We start from the raw sequence: 15,825 nt of genomic DNA on the forward strand, positions 1-15,825 counted from the left end.
GTCGGGCTTGTTGGAGAGTGTTCCCGCTCTGACCGCTGGAAGAAGCACGTCAGGATTTTCGAGATGTGCGTAATTATCGGCGTCGCCGGAGAACTGCTTGCTGATGGCGGAATTTTTCTCTTTTCCAGGCATCTCCAAAAGATTGCCGACGAAGAACTCGCCCAAGTCACTAAAGAAGCGGGGATTGCCAAAGTTTCTGCTAAGGAAGCGGCTGGTGCAGCGTCTCGCGCCGAGACAGCAGCAGGCAACGCAGGAAACCTGTCGGATAGAGCGGCGACGTCAGCGGGAAACGCGCTGGAGCTTGCCCGTGGTGCACGCCAAGAGGCGGACTCATTTGAAAAGGACATCATATCCGCTAAGAAGCAGGCCGCCGAGGCTGAATCGCACCTGGCCGAAGCGTTAAAGCAAGCAGTGGAAGCTAAAGCGGAGCTTAATCGCCTCAAGTCTCCTAGAACCCTAGCCAACATTCCCGAACTCATTTCCGTATTGGGCGCATTCAAGGGGGCGAAGTATCGTTTCTCCGGTGTTTTCGGAGATGAGGAGGCCGGCTCGTTTCTCTTGCAGATCAATGGTGCTTTAGAAAATGCAGGGTGGATCAGAGTAAAAACTACGCCTCCCGGCATGGAACCGTACATGGGCATTACTACTAGTCGTAACGAACAAATCCCCGTTCGGTACACCATAGGCACTGGCGTGCGCATTTGGGCTGCGTCAAGAACGCACACCCAACCGAAACGAGTATTGGGGTTGGGTTGCGAAAACGCTGCTAATACACCCGAGTTGCGGATTTTGGAGCCGTCGGTTCGGGCGGCGTTAACTCTTAGTCTTTGTCTTTCATCACACACTTCACCAATGCAGGAATTCCAGCCAGTGATGATAGAGCGCGAAAGCAGCGATCCAGATGTTGTGAAAATAGAAGTCGGCAAGAAGCCCTGAACAACAAATAGGAACGGGGCTGGCGGGTTCTACAGAAGGGGATGTCAACCGAAAACACTTTGGGCGGGTGGCCCGGCCTTCGGCGGGTGGCCCATCCTTTGACGCGGCCGATTTTGCCGCGGCAAAGGGTGGGATCGACCACAATCGCAGAAAGAATTTTGGCCTCCTAACCCATTGAATCCATTCGTGCAAAATCCTGATTATAGCTTTCAGCTAATTTTCCACTTGACCCAAGCGCTATAATAGAGTTGCGGCCCTACGGTCGCCGCTCGTCCGTTCTTTGAAACCTGGCGCTGCTAACTCGAGGCGATTGGCGGGCGTCTGAGCCCGCCGCCGAGACCCTGAGCTCGCGAAGGGTCTTCCTAAGTCCTTTGTTGGACGGATTTTGCGGAACTCGCGTTGATAGCAAACGACTTTGCAACAACTCTGTCGCTAAGTCCTTTATTTCAACAGATCAGGGGGAGGGGGTGGGGGTGGGTCCCAATCTGCAGTCTGCAATCTCAGATTCGCCGATGAGCCCGATCAAACGCCTTCGCTCAGCCAGCGCGCGATGTCGGTTCCGCTCTCGTCCAGCTCGAAGGCGGCGATGCGAAAGCCGTCGCCGCAGATGCGATGCGTTTTCGGGTCGCGCACCGCGCGGGTGATCCACTGGTAGCCGATGTCCGATTTGCCCAGCGTGAACCACTTCTGCGGCAGCACCTCCACCAGTCCCGCCTGCAGATAGATGGCGTGGATGGCATAGGCGGCGTCTTCCGGCTGCTTCGCTGGGTACAACACCGGCGCCAGCACCTCGTCCACGGTGTGCAGCCCGGCGGGCACATCGAGGGGATGCGTGCCCGGCGGCAGCACGGCGCTGATCTCCAGCTCCGCCAGCGGTTCGGTCGCCGAGTAGATGCGCTCGTTCGAGCTCTTGAACCAGCCGGCGATGTCGAGATACGAGAACGGCTTGAGTCGTTCGGGAGCGAAGGCGAGCAGGCGCACATTGCGTCCCTCGGGACACCAGATGCCGAGATTCGCAGGTGGCACGAGGAACGGCGTGCAGTATGAGTTGAGTGCCAGCAGCGGTTTCCCTGGTTCGTCTGCTGGTTCGAAGGTGACCAGGTAGGGCAGGTCACCGCTGTCTCCATGATAGCGCCACCCGAACCGGCGCTTCGATGCTCCGGCGATGACGGGAAATCGTTCCCAGTACCAGGGAGTCGGGCCGGGCGCTTTTTCGAGGAAGGCAGGTTTGGATGACGCAGGGCTCATCCCGCGGCGGGCACGCTGCGCGGTTTCACGTTCTTGCGGATGAACTCGATGATCTCATCCATCGGCGTGCCGGGCTGGAAGATCCCGGTGGCCCCGTTCTTTTTCAGACCTTCGATGTCCTGGTCGGGGATGATGCCGCCCACCAGCAGCAGTACGTCTTCCATCTTGTTCTGCTGCAGCAGGTCGTGGACCCGGGGCACGATGGCGTTGTGCGCGCCCGAGAGGATGGAGAGACCGATGACGTCCACGTCTTCCTGCAGGGCGGCGCTGACCACCATCTCCGGCGTCTGCCGCAGTCCGGTGTAGATGACTTCCATGCCGGCGTCACGCAGGGCGCGGGCGATCACCTTGGCGCCCCGGTCGTGGCCGTCCAGGCCCGGCTTGGCCACCAGCACACGGATCTTCTTTGCGTCTGACATGAACGTACAGGATACAACACGCAATCGGGTAATTGGGTAATTGGGTAATTGTGTAATCGGGTAATTGAGGAATTTAGCTCGGAGCGATTTTCAATTACCCAATTCCCCGATTCCCCGATTACTCAATCCTGTTTCTTGTCTCCATCGATGGAGCGCCAGAGGTAATAGCAGGCCAGGGAGCAGTAGGGCTGCCACTTCTTGGAGATCTGCAGCACGCGCTTGGGCTTGGGCATCTTGCGCATGCGGTAGGCCTTGCGGATGGCCAGGTTGATGCCAAAGTCGCCGGTGGGCATCACGTTCGGCCGGCGCAGGGCGAACATCAGGAACATCTGCGCCGTCCACGTGCCCACGCCCTTGATCTTGGTGAGCTGCGTGATCACTTCCTCGTCCGGCAGCTCGGGGAGCCGGGCGAAGTCGATCTCGCCGGTATTGGTCTTGTGCGCCAGGTCGCGCAAGTAGGACGACTTTTGCTTCGACATCCCCACCCGGCGCAGGTCGGCGTCGCTCAGCTTCTCCAGCGCCGCGGGATCGATGGCCCCGCCACAGGCGTCGGCCAAGCGCTGGAAGATGGTGGCCGCTGCCTTGCCGTTGAGCTGCTGGTAGGCGATGGAGCGCACCAGGTTCTCGAAGGTGGGCGGCGCATACCGCGGCTTGAGCGGGCCGACGCGGGTGATGATGGCGGCGAGGATCGGGTCGGCTTGTTTCAGGTGGGCGATGGCTTGCTTCATAGCTCACCACAGAGACACAGAGCGCGCAGAGAAAGATTCAGGATTTCCGCCGCTTTTTTCTTACATCCCGAGCGCAGCGAGGGAGCCTATCGTCAAGAGAATGCCAGAGGGTAGGGATCCCTCACCTTGTTCGGGATGAAGAAAAACGCTCCTGCATGTAGCGGTCGAAGTCGTCCCAGTCGAGGGTGATCTTCTTGTGCTTCTTGCGCGAGCGCCACTCGATGGCGCCGTGGGAGACCAGCAGGGTGCCGATGATGTGGCGGATGCGCCGCCCGCGGCGTCCGGCGGCGTAGATCTTGAACTCGATGTCCGAGCGACCCAGGTCGCGGTATGGGACAGTGAACTTCACGCGATGATCGGCCATCGGCGCTCCCTCTGGCTGGACTGTCTCGATTTTCAAACTTTATACCAATACGGCGTCGCCGAGGTGGACAAGATTCATCTCGAAGCTTTCGTTTCTTGGTGGAAGGCCGTGCATATTCGATCCGAACTACAATATTCACAGAGGGTGAGAGAGATGGCAGGAACGGATAATATGGGAAACCAGGCGGTCACAATCAGGGCAAAGCCACACCCCATCAAGCTGGATCTGGCCCGCACCGCTGTCTTGGTAGTCGACATGCAAAACGATTTCGGTGCCGCCGGCGGCATTTTCGAGCGTGCGGGGGTGGACATCCGGGGTATCCAGGGCACGGTCGCCCCTACCAAGCGCGTGCTCGACTCTGCGCGGGCCTCGGGCATGAAGGTCGTCTATCTGAAGATGGGGTTTCAACCCGATCTCTCCGACCTTGGCTCAGTGGATGCGCCCAATCGTGTTCGTCATTTGTTCTTTGGAGTTGGGAAGAGCGTTCTGGCACCGAACGGTGCGCCGAGCCGCCTGCTCGTGAGGGGCACCTGGAACACCGAGATCCTTCCGGAGCTGGTGCCCGGGCCGTCCGACGATGTCGTGTGGAAGCACCGCTTCAGCGGTTTCTATGAGACCGAGCTCCACAGTCTCTTGCAGCGGAAAGGGATCAGGTATTTGGTCGTCACCGGATGTACCACCAGCATCTGTGTTGAATCGACCGTGCGGGATGCGATGTTCCGAGACTACGCTTGCCTTCTGCTCGAAGACTGCATGGCGGAGCCGATCGGGCAGGACTTGCCCACCAGTTGCCATCAGGCCTCCCTGGTGGCGATGCAGACCTTGTTCGCGTGGGTAAGCGATTCCGGCGAGTTCGTGCGCGCTCTTGCAGTGCCGGTAGCCGTCGCGCAGACCGGCGCGTAGCCTACGTGATGCTGACTTCCGTGTACGTCCCATAAACCTGCTTGAGGGCTTCGCAGATCTCGCCCACGGTGGCATAGGCGCGCACGGCGTCCACGATAAAAGGCATCGTGTTCGCTGGCGAGATGTTGCCGTTGGCGCCGGCCTCGGGCTCCTGGGCGGCGGCGCGCTTGAGGGCGTCGAGGCGGCGGCGGACTTCGTCGTTCGAGCGACGTTCGCGCAGGGCCTTGAGCTTCGCCGACTGGTGCCGGCCGACCGACTCGTCGATGTAGAGGAGGTTCTGCGGCTCGGGCTCGTCCACGGTGAACTGGTTGGCGCCGACGATGATCTTCTCCCCGGCCTCGACCGCGCGCTGGTACTGGTAGCTGGCCTCGGCGATCTCCTTCTGAGGGAAGCCGCGCTCAATGGCCTTCACCATGCCGCCCATCGCATCCATCTTGTCGAAGTAATCGAAGGCGCCCTTTTCCATGTCGAGCGTCATCTTCTCCAGGAAGTAGGAACCGCCCAGCGGGTCGATGGTCTGGGTGACGCCCGACTCGTAGGCGATGATCTGCTGCGTCCGCAGAGCGATGCGCGCGGCCTCGGCGGTCGGCAGGGCCAGGGCCTCGTCGTAGCCGTCGCAGTGCAGCGACTGGGTGCCGCCCAATACGGCGGCGAGTGCCTGGATGGCGACGCGCGCGATGTTGTTCATGGGCTGCTGCGCGGTCAACGACACGCCCGCGGTCTGGCTGTGGAAGCGCATCAGGCGGGTGCGGTCGTTCTTGGCGCCGAAGCGGTCCCTCATCAGCCGGTACCAGATCTTGCGGGCGGCGCGGTACTTGGCGATCTCCTCGAAGAAATCGTTGTGGGCGTTGAAGAAGAAGCTGAGGCGGGGACCGAACTCGTCCACGTCGAGGCCGCGGCGCCGCGCCCACTCCACGTATTCCACGCCGTCGTAGATGGTGAAGGCCAGCTCCTGCAGCGCGGTCGAGCCGGCTTCGCGGATGTGGTAGCCGGAGATGGAGACCGTGTTCCACTTGGGCGTGAATTTCGCGCCGAACTCGAAGGTGTCGATCACCAGGCGCATCGAGGGCGCCGGCGGATAGATGTATTCCTTCTGCGCGATGTATTCCTTGAGGATGTCGTTCTGGATGGTGCCGCCCAGCCTCTTCCAGTCGGCGCCCTGCTTCTCCGCGACCACCAGGTACATCGCCCACAGCACCGAGGCCGGCGAGTTGATGGTCATGGAGGTGGTGATCTTCTCCAGTCCGATGCCGTTGAAGAGGATCTCCATGTCCTCGAGCGAATCGATGGCGACGCCGCATTTGCCGACCTCGCCTTCGCTGGCCGGATGGTCGGAGTCGTAGCCCATCAGCGTGGGCAGATCGAAGGCGACGGAGAGCCCGCCGCCGCCCTGCTCCAGCAGGAACTTGTAGCGCTGGTTGGTCTCCTCCGGCGAGGCGTAGCCAGAGAACTGGCGCATGGTGAAAAGCTTGCCCCGGTAGCCCGAGGCGTGGACGCCGCGGGTGTAGGGCGGCTGTCCCGGATAGTTCAGGTACTGCTCGTAGTTCCAGTCCTCGGGCTGGTCGGCCTGGGTGTAAAGGCGGCGGACCGGCTCGCCGGAGATGGTCGTGAAACGGGCGTTGCCGGCCTCGTCCTTGTTGATGCCGGTGGGCGCGCCGATGGGCTTCTCCGGCTGCTTTTCGAGCGACGGGCCGAGCGTCTTCTCCGCCCACTGCTTCTCCGAGGGCGACGGGTGACGGTTCTCGAAGATATCGTGGATCGGGCTTTCGGCGACCTGCTTGGAAGTCTTCTTCTCAGCCATAAAAGACAGGATTGACCCTCAAGGATATAGAGATGCTCGAGAGCAGGCAAGAGAGGGCGGTCACTGAACTACCCCACGGATTTCCTCGTCAGCTCCCACGCTTTGGCGTATTTCCAGCTCACATACAGCGCGTGGTAGAAGTGGAACAGGAACCCCTCGCGGCCATCGAGGAAGCCGAGGCGGAAAAAGTAGTTCCACTTGAAAAAGAAGAGCGGGCGCAGCCAGACGTCGAACCAGAACCACGTTTGCCTGTGGTCTTTGACGATCTGTTCGGCGGCCAGTGTCGAATAGCGCTCCATGTGCTCGATGTAGCTGGCGATGGTGGGATAGGCGTGGTGGATGAGCGGGCCGCGCAGGCGTCCGACCGGGCCTTCGACCCGCACCGTCTCGTGCACCGCGCGCTCGGGGATGCGTCCCTGGCCGCGGCGGAAGAGGCGCAACCCGTAGTCGGGCCAGTTGCCGCCGTAGCGCAGCCAGCGCCCGAAAATAAGGTTCTTGCGTTTGACCTGGTAGCCGGCGGTTCCGTCTTGCGGCGAACTCTTCAGAAAGGCGCGCAGTTCGTCGGCCAGCTCCGGGCTGACCTCCTCATCGGCGCCCAGGGTGAGGACCCAGTCTCCGGTCGCCTTGTCGTGGGCAGAGTTGCGCTGGGCGGCGTAGCCCTTCCACGGTTCGTTGAAGACCTTGGCCCCGAAGCCGCGCGCGACCTCCACCGTGCGGTCGGTGGAGCCGTTGTCCACGATGATGATCTCGTCCGCCCAGCGGACGCTCTCCAGGGTGCGCGCCAGGTTGGCCTCTTCGTTCAGCGTGATGTAGCAGACGGAGAGCGTCACGGCAGTAGATAGTAGCTGGTAGCTAGTAGTTAGGAGAAACAAAAGGCCCGCTCTGGCGCGGGCCTAGCTACTGACTACCCGCTACTAGCTACTTCGGTTCCGGGTTCTGCTGGGGCGCCGGCTGGTCGGGCTGGTACTGGACCGGTGGCCCCTGCGGCTGGGCCGGCATGGGCTGCGTGCTCAGGTCGGTGCGCGGGGTGATGCCTTTCACCGCCGGCATCTGCTTCACGTTGCCGCTCTCCGCATCATCCATGGAGATCGCCATGGCTTCCAGCGTGCGCCCGACGGAGCGGTCGAGTTCGACGCGCGCCTTCTCATAGGCCGACATGGCGGTCACCAGGTTGGATTCCGCGGTCGCCAGGTCACGCTGCGCTTGCAGCACCAGGGTATTGGTGGAGGCGCCCAGGGCGTACTTCTTCTGCTCCGCCTCCAGGCTCTCCTGGGCGAGGCGGCGCGCTTCCTGCGCGGCGGCGGCGCGGGCGCGGTTCTGCTGTACCGAGAATTGCGCGTTGCGCACCTCGATGACGATCTGGTTCTGTAGCTGCTGCAAGCGCATCTGGGCCTGGCGGTACTCCAGCTCCGAGCGCACCTGGTCGGCTTGGGCGGCGCGGTTCTTGATGGGGATGTTGACCGTCACCCCGACCCCGTAATCCGGGTACGTGTGGTAGAAGATGCTGCCCACCGCGCTGCTCCAGCCACCCACGAAATCAGGTGGAGGGGTGCATTCGGGGCTGCCGGCGGGAGCGCAGTTGGGATTGGTATGCCCGGCCAGCCCGGAGTTCCCGTAGAACCCGACCAGATTGACGCTAGGCAGCAGGGCATTGGCCGCCGACTTCCTGTTGATCGTGCGGTTGGTCAGGTCGATGCGCGACTGGGCGAGTTCGGGACGGTGTCCCAGCGCGTCCGAGATCAGGTCCTGAACCGGGATCACCGGCTCCTGCGCCGGCAAGGTCATGGTGTCGGTAGGGATCACCGGAGCGGCGGCGAGCGCCGGGTCGCTCAGGTTCCGCGAGACGGCGTTCTTGATCAGCAGCTGCTGCAGCTGCAGCGTGGTCTGGGAGACGATCAGGTCGCCTTCGCGGGTCGAAACTTCCGATTCGGCGCGCGTGATCTCGATGGGCGCCAGGGTGCCGATCTCCACCTGCTTCTTGTTGTCCCCCAGGGTCTTCTGTGCCAGGGCCAGGGAGCGCTCCTTGGCGCGCGTGTCCTCATAGGCGTTCACCAGGTCCCAGTAGATGTTCTGGATCTGGGTGACGGTGGTGATCACCTGCTGGCGGAAGGCGATGTCGGAGATCTCGCGGTTGTTCTTGGCGATGCGAATGAAGCGCATGTTGGGCAGGAATCCGAAGCCGGAGAGCAGCGGCTGGCTCACGGTCAGGCGAAAGTTGCTGCTGACGTCCGGATTGATCACCGAGAAAAGGCTATTGGTCGCCACCCGCTGGTTATTGAAGGCCAAATTCATGGTCGTGCCGGTGGCGAAGCCCTGGAAGTAATTGAAATTCGCAGTGCCGAAATTCTGCTGCAGCCGGTTAATGCCGGTGGTGATGCTGTTAGGCAGCGGCGAGGTCTGGTGCTCGATGCTCAGGGTCGAGGTGATGATCGGGTCGAAGGAGGGCACGTTGGCGCCTACGCCGGTGGTGGTGAGCACCTGTCCGGCCGCGCCCGTGCCGGCGCCGCCCGCTCCGGTCGAGGTGCCGCCCGCGCCCGCGCCCGACGCGCCTGAGCCGAACCCGCCCACGCCGCCGCCCGGGGTGCCTTGCACCACACCGGTCGAGACGCCGCGGATGGTGGCGCCCGCCTTGGCGCGCAGGATGTCGGTATCGGCGATGGAGAGGTTATAGCGAGCGATGGCCAGGTCGAGGTTGTTCTCCAGTGCCAGCGCGATGGCGTCATTCAACGAGAGCATCAACTGGCCGTTCGTGACCAACTGGTCGATGCGCGGCGCGTTGGTGAACACCGGCTCCTGCACCTTCCGCGGGATGTATGGTCCCAGCGGGTTGGGCACATGGGAGATACCTTTGGAAAAATCCACGGTTTGCGCCCCGGCCAAGCCGGTGACTAACAGGAACAGGGCCAGCAGACGCACAGACGACGAACGCGACAGACGCATGCTTCTTCTCCACGAAATCAGGGCTAACTGCAGTAAGACTGATCAGGGACCGATTCGTCACCCGATACATACGCAAACCGCGTCCCGGAGGTTTCCAAAATCGGCGCGCCGCACCCGGCGTACCGGAGACGACCCTTTCACGGAAGTGGGATAGTATAAACGACGGGCAGCGGCGAAAGTCGCGGGAAAGCTGCCCGGGCACGCGTGACCCGAAACCTGAAGCTGACCATCGCTTACGACGGCGCCGACTTTTCCGGCTGGCAGGTGCAGCCGGACCGGCCCACCGTGCAGGGGCTGCTGGCGGACGCGATCGAGCGGGTCACCGGCACCCGGACGCTGCCCCAGGGCTCGGGCCGGACCGACGCCGGAGTCCACGCGCTGGCACAGGTGGCCAGTTGCGCCATCGAATCCCCGATCCCGGCCGCCCATCTGGTGACCGCGCTCAACGACCTGCTGCCGCCCGCTATCCGGGTGCGCACGGTGGAAGAGGCCGCGCCCGATTTCCATGCCCGCAAGTCGGCCAAGGCGAAGACCTACCGTTATCGCATCTATCGTGGCGACATCTGCCCGCCCTTCCTGGCCCGCTATGTGTACCATCACCCCTATCCGCTGGACGAGCCGGCCATGATGGCGGCCGCCAACGTGGTGCTCGGCGAGCACGACTTCTCGTCGTTCGCGGCGGTCGATCCGGAGAAGGCCTGCGAGGAAGAGGAGAGGCCGAAGGTGCGCACCATCTCGTTCTCCCGCTGGGAGCGGCGGCAGGGAGATGAGCTGGTGTATATCGCGAAGGGCAACGGATTCCTGCACCACATGGTGCGCAACCTGGTGGGAACATTCCTGCAAGTGGGGAAGGGAAGCCTGAGCACGGCGGACTTCCGGCGGATCCTGGATGCCAAAGACCGTTCCGCCGCGGGCGCGACCGCTCCCGCCAGCGGCCTCTACCTGGTATCGGTGGAGTATTGATGGCGACCGAAGCGCAGATCACGGCCCAGCGCCTGGCGGTGCTCGATCCCGCCACCGGCGAACTGCTGCGGGAGCTGGAGGTCGCCGGCGCCCAGGATGTACGGGCGGCAGTCGAGAGGGCCCGCGCTGCCCAACCGGAGTGGGAGCGGCTCGGTGTCCACCGGCGCACAGCGACCCTGAGAGCATTCCAGCGGCGCCTGTACGAAAGTAAAGAAGCGGTGGCGGAGCTGATCTCGCGCGAGGCCGGCAAGCCGGTGACCGAAGGGCTGCTGACCGAAGTGCTGGTAGTGCTCGATACCGCCACGTTCCTGATGGAGAATGCCCACGAACTTCTGCGGGATGAGCCGATACCCCACGGCAACCCGGTGATGAAAAGCAAGCGGGCGTGGCTGCGTCGCGAGCCATACGGCGTGATCGGGGTCATCTCCCCCTGGAACTATCCATTCTCCACGCCCGCCGCCGAGGTGCTGGCCGCGCTGGTAGCGGGCAACACGGTGGTGCTCAAGCCGTCGGAGTTCACGCCCCTTTGCGCGCTGGAGCTGCACCAACTTCTGTTGGCTTCGGGTGTGCCGTCCGACGTTCTGCAGGTCGTGGTGGGAGAGGGCCCGACAGGTGCCGCGCTGTCCGCTTCCGCGGTCAACAAGCTGATCTTCACCGGCAGCGTGGCGACCGGAAAGCGGGTGGCGCAGGCGGCCGCCCAGCGTCTGGTCCCGGTAGTGCTGGAACTCGGCGGCAAAGACCCCATGATCGTCCTCGACGACGCCGATGTGGAAGTGGTCTCCAGCGGTGCGGTGTGGGGGGCCTTCGTCAACAGCGGGCAGGCCTGCCTCTCGGTGGAGCGCTGCTATGTGCATCGCAGCATCTACGAGAAGTTCGTACAGGCGTGCGTGCGGAAGACCGAGTCCCTGCGCGTAGGCAACGGCCGCGACCCTGAGACCGACGTGGGGCCGATGATCCACCAGCGGCAGCTGCAAACCGTCGAGGCCCACATCGAAGAGGCGCGCGCGCGCGGAGCTCGCGTGCTGGCCGGGGGCAGGCGGCTGCCCGAACTGGGGCCCAACTTCTTCGCGCCCACCGTCATCGCCGACGTCGATCACTCCATGCGTCTGATGCGCGAAGAGACCTTCGGCCCGGTGCTGCCGCTGATGCCGTTCGATTCCGACGACGAAGCGGTGGGGCTGGCCAACGATTCGGAGTTCGGCCTGGCGGCCAGCGTGTGGACGTCAAACCGCGCCCGCGGCGAAGCGCTGGCCAAGCGGCTGCAGGCGGGAACGGTGATGGTGAATGATGTGCTGACCTGCTTCGGCATCAGCGAAGCGCCGCACGGCGGCATGAAGGCCAGCGGCATCGGGCGCAGCCACGGGCGGTTCGGGCTGGAGGAGATGGTGCAGGTCAAGTACGTGGACTCCGACCTGCTGCCGGGCCTGCGCAAGGTGTGGTGGTTCGGCTACGGGGCGGAGTTCTCGCAGCAGATGCGAGGCTTCGTGGATCTCCTGTTCGGCCATGGCCTGCGGCGCCTCTCTGGCGGCCTGCGCGCCGTGGGCGCATTTTTCCGCAAGGGACGGTTGTAAACACAAGGTCCCTCCACTCGGACTACCGTACTCGGTCGGGATGACGATCCTTTGTTTAGTTGCGGAAGAAGTGCTGTGCGGGAGGTCACCACCGGAAGTGACATGGTTTCGGCGCTTATATAGAATGCACCGTTGACGCAACTTTCGACGTCGAGGTAACGAGTGGCCACCAACACCGCGTACCAGGCTGAACTGCAACAGCAGCTTCCCAATCACAAGCTCAAGCTGAAGAAGCCCGGGCAGCGCTCCTGCAACGAGAAGGACGAGAAGGGCAAGCTCTGTGGCGGCCACCTGAAGCGCTGGTTCTACACCGCCGACGTCAAGGAGCGGCAGTGTGGCGACGTGGCCAGGGCGCTCGGTCCCGATGGCGAGATCTACCGCTGCGAGTTCTGCAAGACGCTGTACCTGCCGAATCCCGAGGACCCGCACGGCCTGAACGTCGCCGGACAGGGACAGGTCTCGGTCTTCGGGCTGACGCTTCCGCCCAAGACCGACCAGGACAAGGGCACGCCGGCGGCGGCGGACAAGGACAAGGCAACGAAGGACGCCTTGCCCAAAGGCTGACGAATACCGGGGACCGCGGTTCGGCATCCAATCCAGGGTGGGGGAAGTTTGGATCGCGACAAGCTGATCTACGATTGGAACAACGTCCACCACGGGCTGTTCTATCCCGCGGGCAGACGCGTCCTGCTGAACGACGAATCGCTGCGTGACGGCCTGCAATCCCCCTCGGTGCGCGATCCCTCGCTGGCGGAGAAGATCGAGATCCTCCACCTGATGGAGGAGCTGGGCATCAACGCCCTCGACCTGGGATTGCCCGGCGCCGGACCACGCGCGGTCGAATCGGTCGAAGCCCTGGCCCGCGAGATCGTCCGCAACCGGATGAAGATCCGCGGCAACTGCGCCGCCCGCACCCACGAGAATGACATCCGCCCCATCGCCGACATCGTGCAGCGCACCGGCTTGGCGATCGAGGCGGCGACGTTCCTCGGCTCCAGCCCTATCCGGCGCTACACCGAGGGTTGGACCGACGACTTCCTGCTCCAGACCACCGAAAAGGCAGTGAAGTATGCGCGCTCGCTGGGGCTGGAGGTGATGTACGTCACCGAAGACACCACCCGCTGCGATCCCGAGACGGTGAAGCGCTTGTACAAGACCGCCATCGAGAACGGCGCCCGCGCCATCGTGATCTGCGACACCTGTGGGCATGCGACGCCGATGGGAGTGTTCACGCTGGTCAAGTTCATCATCGAGGAAGTGGTCAAGCCGTCGGGCGAGACCATCCGCGTGGACTGGCACGGACACTGCGACCGCGGCCTGGCGGTGGCGAATTCCCTGGCCGCCCTGGCGGCGGGCGCCGAGTGCGTCCACGCCTGCGCCAACGGGATCGGGGAGCGGGTCGGCAACACCCAGATGGACCTGATGCTGGTGAACCTGAAACTGATGGGCGTGGAGCCCTGGGTGCGCCAGGACCTGACCCGCCTTAAGGAGTATTGCGAGGCGGTGGCCCGCGCCACCCGAGTTCCCATCCCCAAGAATTACCCGGTGATCGGCGAGGACGCCTTCCGCACCGCCACCGGGGTGCACGCCGCCGCCGTCATCAAGGCGCTGAAGAAGAACGACCTGGAACTGGCCAACAGCGTGTACTCGGGTGTGCCGGCGCACTTCTTCGGCCTGGAGCAGGTGATCGACGTCGGCCCCATGAGCGGCAAGTCGAACATTATTTTTTGGCTGGAGCGGCGGGGTATCGCCGTGACCGACGAATTGGTGGACCGCATCTACCGCAAGGCCAAGGCGTCGGAGCGTACCTTGACCGATAGTGAGATCCTTGAGTGCTGCCAGAATTCTGCTGTCGGCAGCAGCGATTAGCGCACTACAATCTCCCGAATGTCACCCGACAAGAACCCAGGCGCTGCGCAGGGCTTCCAGGTCTGCCTGGACGAGACCATGCCCGGCGACGTCAACGCCATCGGCGCCGTGGTGCAGCGAGTGACCGACCTGCTGGTCGAGCGCGGCGTGGTGCGCGGCCACGAGATGGAGATCGCGCTGGCCCTGCAGGAAGCGCTGGCCAACGCGGTCCGCTACGGCGCCCGGAACGACCCCGCCAAGACCGTTCACGTCACCCTTTCCTGCGGGGAACGCAAAGGCATGAAGATCGTGGTGCGCGATCCCGGCCCTGGCTTCGATCCCGCTACCATCCCCAGTCCGGTCACCGCCGACGGGCTGCTCTCCGACCACGGCCGCGGGCTGCACATGATCAGGGCCCTCCTCGATGAAGTGACTTGGGAGAATAACGGTACCGAGATCCACCTGACGAAGTTCTAGCCGGCAGTCTCATGTCGCAAGTCACAAGTCGCGAGCTTGCGACCTGCGACTCACGACTTGCGACCTCCGTTGTATGATTTCCCTTTCGCTATGTCCCCGAACCGCATCGCCGAATCATCGGTTGCGCCCACCGTCCGCCAGCAGATCCAGCGCCTGGCGGCGCTGCCGGCGGTGCATGCCGCCTTCGGATGGTTCCGCGCTCACGAGCATGAACTGCGCGACCGTCAGCTCGAACTGGTGCGCATCCCGGCCCCGCCCTTCGGGGAAGAGGCACGCGGGGAATGGTTGCGCGCCCGCTTCTCCGAGATCAGGCTGGAGGACGTGCACGTGGACGAAGTGGGGAACGTCTTCGGGTTGCTGGCCGGCAGCGATCCGTTGCGCCCGCTGGTCGCCCTCACCGCACACATCGACACCGTCTTTCCCGCGACCACCCTGCTGAACGTACGGCGCGAGGGCGAGCGTCTGCTCGGCCCCGGCATCTCCGACAACGGCGCTGGGGTGACCGGCATGATGGCCATCGCCTCGGCGATGAAAGCGGCGGCCGTGCCACACGCCGCGGGCGTGCTGTTCATCGGCAATGTCGGCGAGGAGGGCGAGGGCGACCTGCGCGGCATGCGGCACATCTTCTCCCATCCGCGCTGGAAGGACATCATCGGCTATACCGTCGTGCTCGACGGCGCCGCCACCGACACCATCGTGACCCAGGGACTGGGCAGCCGCCGCTTCGAGGTCACCATCCACGGACCGGGCGGGCATTCCTGGAGCGACTTCGGCATGCCCAACCCCATCGCCGTGCTGGCCCGCGCCGTCGTCAAGCTCACCCAGACTCCCTTGCCTGCCGAGCCCAAGACCACCTGCAACGTGGGCGTGATCAGCGGCGGCAGTTCCGTGAATTCCATCCCCGAGCGCGCCTCCATGCGGGTGGACATCCGCTCGGCGCTGGACGAGAACATCGACCTGGTGGAGCGGGCCTTGCGTGAGGCCGTGGCGTGGTCCATCGCCGAGGCCCACGCCCGGGTGCAGGACCACGGCGAGCACGTCAGCTACGAGATCCGGCTGATCGGCAACCGGCCGGCCGCCGAACTGGAGCCCGGCGCCTACATCCTGCAGGTGATGCGCGCCGTGGACCAGCACCTGGGGAATAGCGCACGCCTGCACCGCGCCTCTACCGACGCCAACATTCCCATGTCGCTGCACAAGGAGGCGATCAGCACCGGGGCTGGCGGCAGCGGCGGCGGAGCCCACACCGTGCACGAATGGTACGACCCCACGCAGCGGGAACTCGGGCTGAAGCGCATTCTGCTGGCGGTCACGGCGCTCGCCGGGTTGCCGGAGCCGGAAACGGAATGAGGACTCTTCTCGCGGTTCTTTTCTTGTTCAGCTTGAACGCCTTCGCTCAGAAGGAGGCCTTGGTGCCGGACACGATCTTTGTCAACGGTGTCATCTACACCGGCACCCGCGCCGACGTGCCCAAGGGCACACTCGAAGTCGCGCGCGTGCAGGCGATGGCGGTACGCGGCGACCGCATCCTGTCGGTCGGGACCGATGCTCAGATCAAAGCCCTTAAGGGGCGGGACAGCAGGGTCGTTGATCTTGGCGGGCGCTTCGTCATGCCGGGCTTCAACGA

At 63.7% G+C, this 15,825-nt stretch carries 16 protein-coding genes; 9 read left to right on the plus strand and 7 right to left on the minus strand.

All coding sequences use genetic code 11. The features are described from left to right. Positions 1-936: hypothetical protein (locus VMS96_15410; protein ID HVP44816.1), on the plus strand; the 936-nt coding region annotated here is incomplete at its 5' end. Between the two features lie 522 nt (positions 937-1,458). Here VMS96_15410 and VMS96_15415 read toward each other — a convergent pair. The 4 genes from VMS96_15415 to VMS96_15430 all read right to left on the minus strand — a co-directional run bounded on the left by VMS96_15415 (position 1,459) and on the right by VMS96_15430 (position 3,695). After that, positions 1,459-2,184 carry a hypothetical protein gene (locus VMS96_15415; protein HVP44817.1) on the minus strand — a complete coding sequence of 242 codons (726 nt, stop codon included), beginning with the start codon at positions 2,182-2,184 and terminating at the stop codon, positions 1,459-1,461. Beyond that, positions 2,181-2,603 carry a cobalamin B12-binding domain-containing protein gene (locus VMS96_15420; protein HVP44818.1) on the minus strand — a complete coding sequence of 141 codons (423 nt, stop codon included), beginning with the start codon at positions 2,601-2,603 and terminating at the stop codon, positions 2,181-2,183. Before VMS96_15420 ends, VMS96_15415 begins: the two co-directional genes overlap by 4 nt. Before the next feature lie 122 nt (positions 2,604-2,725). Further along, positions 2,726-3,331: a DNA-3-methyladenine glycosylase gene (locus VMS96_15425; GenBank protein ID HVP44819.1), complete on the minus strand. Its 606-nt coding sequence runs from the start codon at positions 3,329-3,331 to the stop codon at positions 2,726-2,728. A 121-nt stretch (positions 3,332-3,452) separates the two neighbouring features. Continuing rightward, positions 3,453-3,695: a hypothetical protein gene (locus VMS96_15430; GenBank protein HVP44820.1), complete on the minus strand. Its 243-nt coding sequence runs from the start codon at positions 3,693-3,695 to the stop codon at positions 3,453-3,455. Between VMS96_15430 and VMS96_15435 the strand changes: the two genes are divergently transcribed. Beyond that, on the plus strand, positions 3,684-4,598 hold the full coding sequence (locus VMS96_15435; protein ID HVP44821.1) for a cysteine hydrolase: 915 nt from the start codon (positions 3,684-3,686) through the stop codon (positions 4,596-4,598). The two genes, VMS96_15430 and VMS96_15435, sit on opposite strands and share 12 nt — an antisense overlap. A gap of 1 nt (position 4,599) precedes the next feature. On the opposite strand, the gene VMS96_15440 is transcribed toward VMS96_15435, so the two are convergent. From VMS96_15440 to VMS96_15450, 3 genes are all read right to left on the minus strand, one after another. After that, positions 4,600-6,399 carry a methylmalonyl-CoA mutase family protein gene (locus VMS96_15440; GenBank protein HVP44822.1) on the minus strand — a complete coding sequence of 600 codons (1,800 nt, stop codon included), beginning with the start codon at positions 6,397-6,399 and terminating at the stop codon, positions 4,600-4,602. Between the two features lie 68 nt (positions 6,400-6,467). After that, entirely contained in the window at positions 6,468-7,229 is a 762-nt protein-coding gene (locus tag VMS96_15445) for a glycosyltransferase family 2 protein (GenBank protein ID HVP44823.1), read from the minus strand. A gap of 88 nt (positions 7,230-7,317) precedes the next feature. Next, a complete protein-coding gene (locus VMS96_15450) occupies positions 7,318-9,339 on the minus strand; it encodes a TolC family protein (GenBank protein ID HVP44824.1) in 2,022 nt (673 codons plus the stop codon). Between the two features lie 204 nt (positions 9,340-9,543). Here VMS96_15450 and truA point away from each other — a divergent pair, with 204 nt between their 5' ends. The 7 genes from truA to VMS96_15485 all read left to right on the plus strand — a co-directional run. Next, positions 9,544-10,302, plus strand: a complete 759-nt coding sequence (truA, locus tag VMS96_15455) for a tRNA pseudouridine(38-40) synthase TruA (GenBank protein ID HVP44825.1) — start codon at positions 9,544-9,546, stop codon at positions 10,300-10,302. Continuing rightward, positions 10,302-11,873 carry a succinic semialdehyde dehydrogenase gene (locus tag VMS96_15460; protein HVP44826.1) on the plus strand — a complete coding sequence of 524 codons (1,572 nt, stop codon included), beginning with the start codon at positions 10,302-10,304 and terminating at the stop codon, positions 11,871-11,873. The genes truA and VMS96_15460 overlap by 1 nt, the downstream gene beginning before the upstream one ends. Before the next feature lie 162 nt (positions 11,874-12,035). Then, positions 12,036-12,437, plus strand: coding sequence for a hypothetical protein (locus tag VMS96_15465; protein ID HVP44827.1), 402 nt, complete (start codon positions 12,036-12,038; stop codon positions 12,435-12,437). A 48-nt stretch (positions 12,438-12,485) separates the two neighbouring features. After that, positions 12,486-13,742 (plus strand): LeuA family protein, encoded by a 1,257-nt coding sequence (locus VMS96_15470; GenBank protein ID HVP44828.1) that lies wholly within the window; start codon positions 12,486-12,488, stop codon positions 13,740-13,742. 18 nt (positions 13,743-13,760) lie between these two features. Then, entirely contained in the window at positions 13,761-14,198 is a 438-nt protein-coding gene (locus VMS96_15475) for an ATP-binding protein (protein ID HVP44829.1), read from the plus strand. 90 nt (positions 14,199-14,288) lie between these two features. Beyond that, entirely contained in the window at positions 14,289-15,548 is a 1,260-nt protein-coding gene (locus tag VMS96_15480; protein HVP44830.1) for a M20/M25/M40 family metallo-hydrolase, read from the plus strand. Between the two features lie 62 nt (positions 15,549-15,610). Then, positions 15,611-15,825 (plus strand): hypothetical protein (locus VMS96_15485; GenBank protein ID HVP44831.1); only part of this gene is annotated, 215 nt, incomplete at its 3' end.

It is taken from the genome of Terriglobales bacterium (assembly GCA_035543055.1).
Taxonomy (GTDB): Bacteria; Acidobacteriota; Terriglobia; order Terriglobales; family Acidobacteriaceae; genus JAIQFD01.

What these genes read in the sequence shown, in the direction of transcription:
- VMS96_15475 (HVP44829.1), top strand. Translation starts at nt 13,761, where the DNA reads ATGTCACCCGACAAGAACCCAGGCGCTGCGCAGGGCTTCCAGGTCTGC.
- VMS96_15440 (HVP44822.1), bottom strand. Translation starts at nt 6,399, where the DNA reads ATGGCTGAGAAGAAGACTTCCAAGCAGGTCGCCGAAAGCCCGATCCAC.
- VMS96_15415 (HVP44817.1), bottom strand. Translation starts at nt 2,184, where the DNA reads ATGAGCCCTGCGTCATCCAAACCTGCCTTCCTCGAAAAAGCGCCCGGC.
- VMS96_15420 (HVP44818.1), bottom strand. Translation starts at nt 2,603, where the DNA reads ATGTCAGACGCAAAGAAGATCCGTGTGCTGGTGGCCAAGCCGGGCCTG.
- VMS96_15425 (HVP44819.1), bottom strand. Translation starts at nt 3,331, where the DNA reads ATGAAGCAAGCCATCGCCCACCTGAAACAAGCCGACCCGATCCTCGCC.
- VMS96_15480 (HVP44830.1), top strand. Translation starts at nt 14,289, where the DNA reads ATGTCCCCGAACCGCATCGCCGAATCATCGGTTGCGCCCACCGTCCGC.
- VMS96_15460 (HVP44826.1), top strand. Translation starts at nt 10,302, where the DNA reads ATGGCGACCGAAGCGCAGATCACGGCCCAGCGCCTGGCGGTGCTCGAT.
- VMS96_15430 (HVP44820.1), bottom strand. Translation starts at nt 3,695, where the DNA reads ATGGCCGATCATCGCGTGAAGTTCACTGTCCCATACCGCGACCTGGGT.
- VMS96_15435 (HVP44821.1), top strand. Translation starts at nt 3,684, where the DNA reads ATGATCGGCCATCGGCGCTCCCTCTGGCTGGACTGTCTCGATTTTCAA.
- VMS96_15450 (HVP44824.1), bottom strand. Translation starts at nt 9,339, where the DNA reads ATGCGTCTGTCGCGTTCGTCGTCTGTGCGTCTGCTGGCCCTGTTCCTG.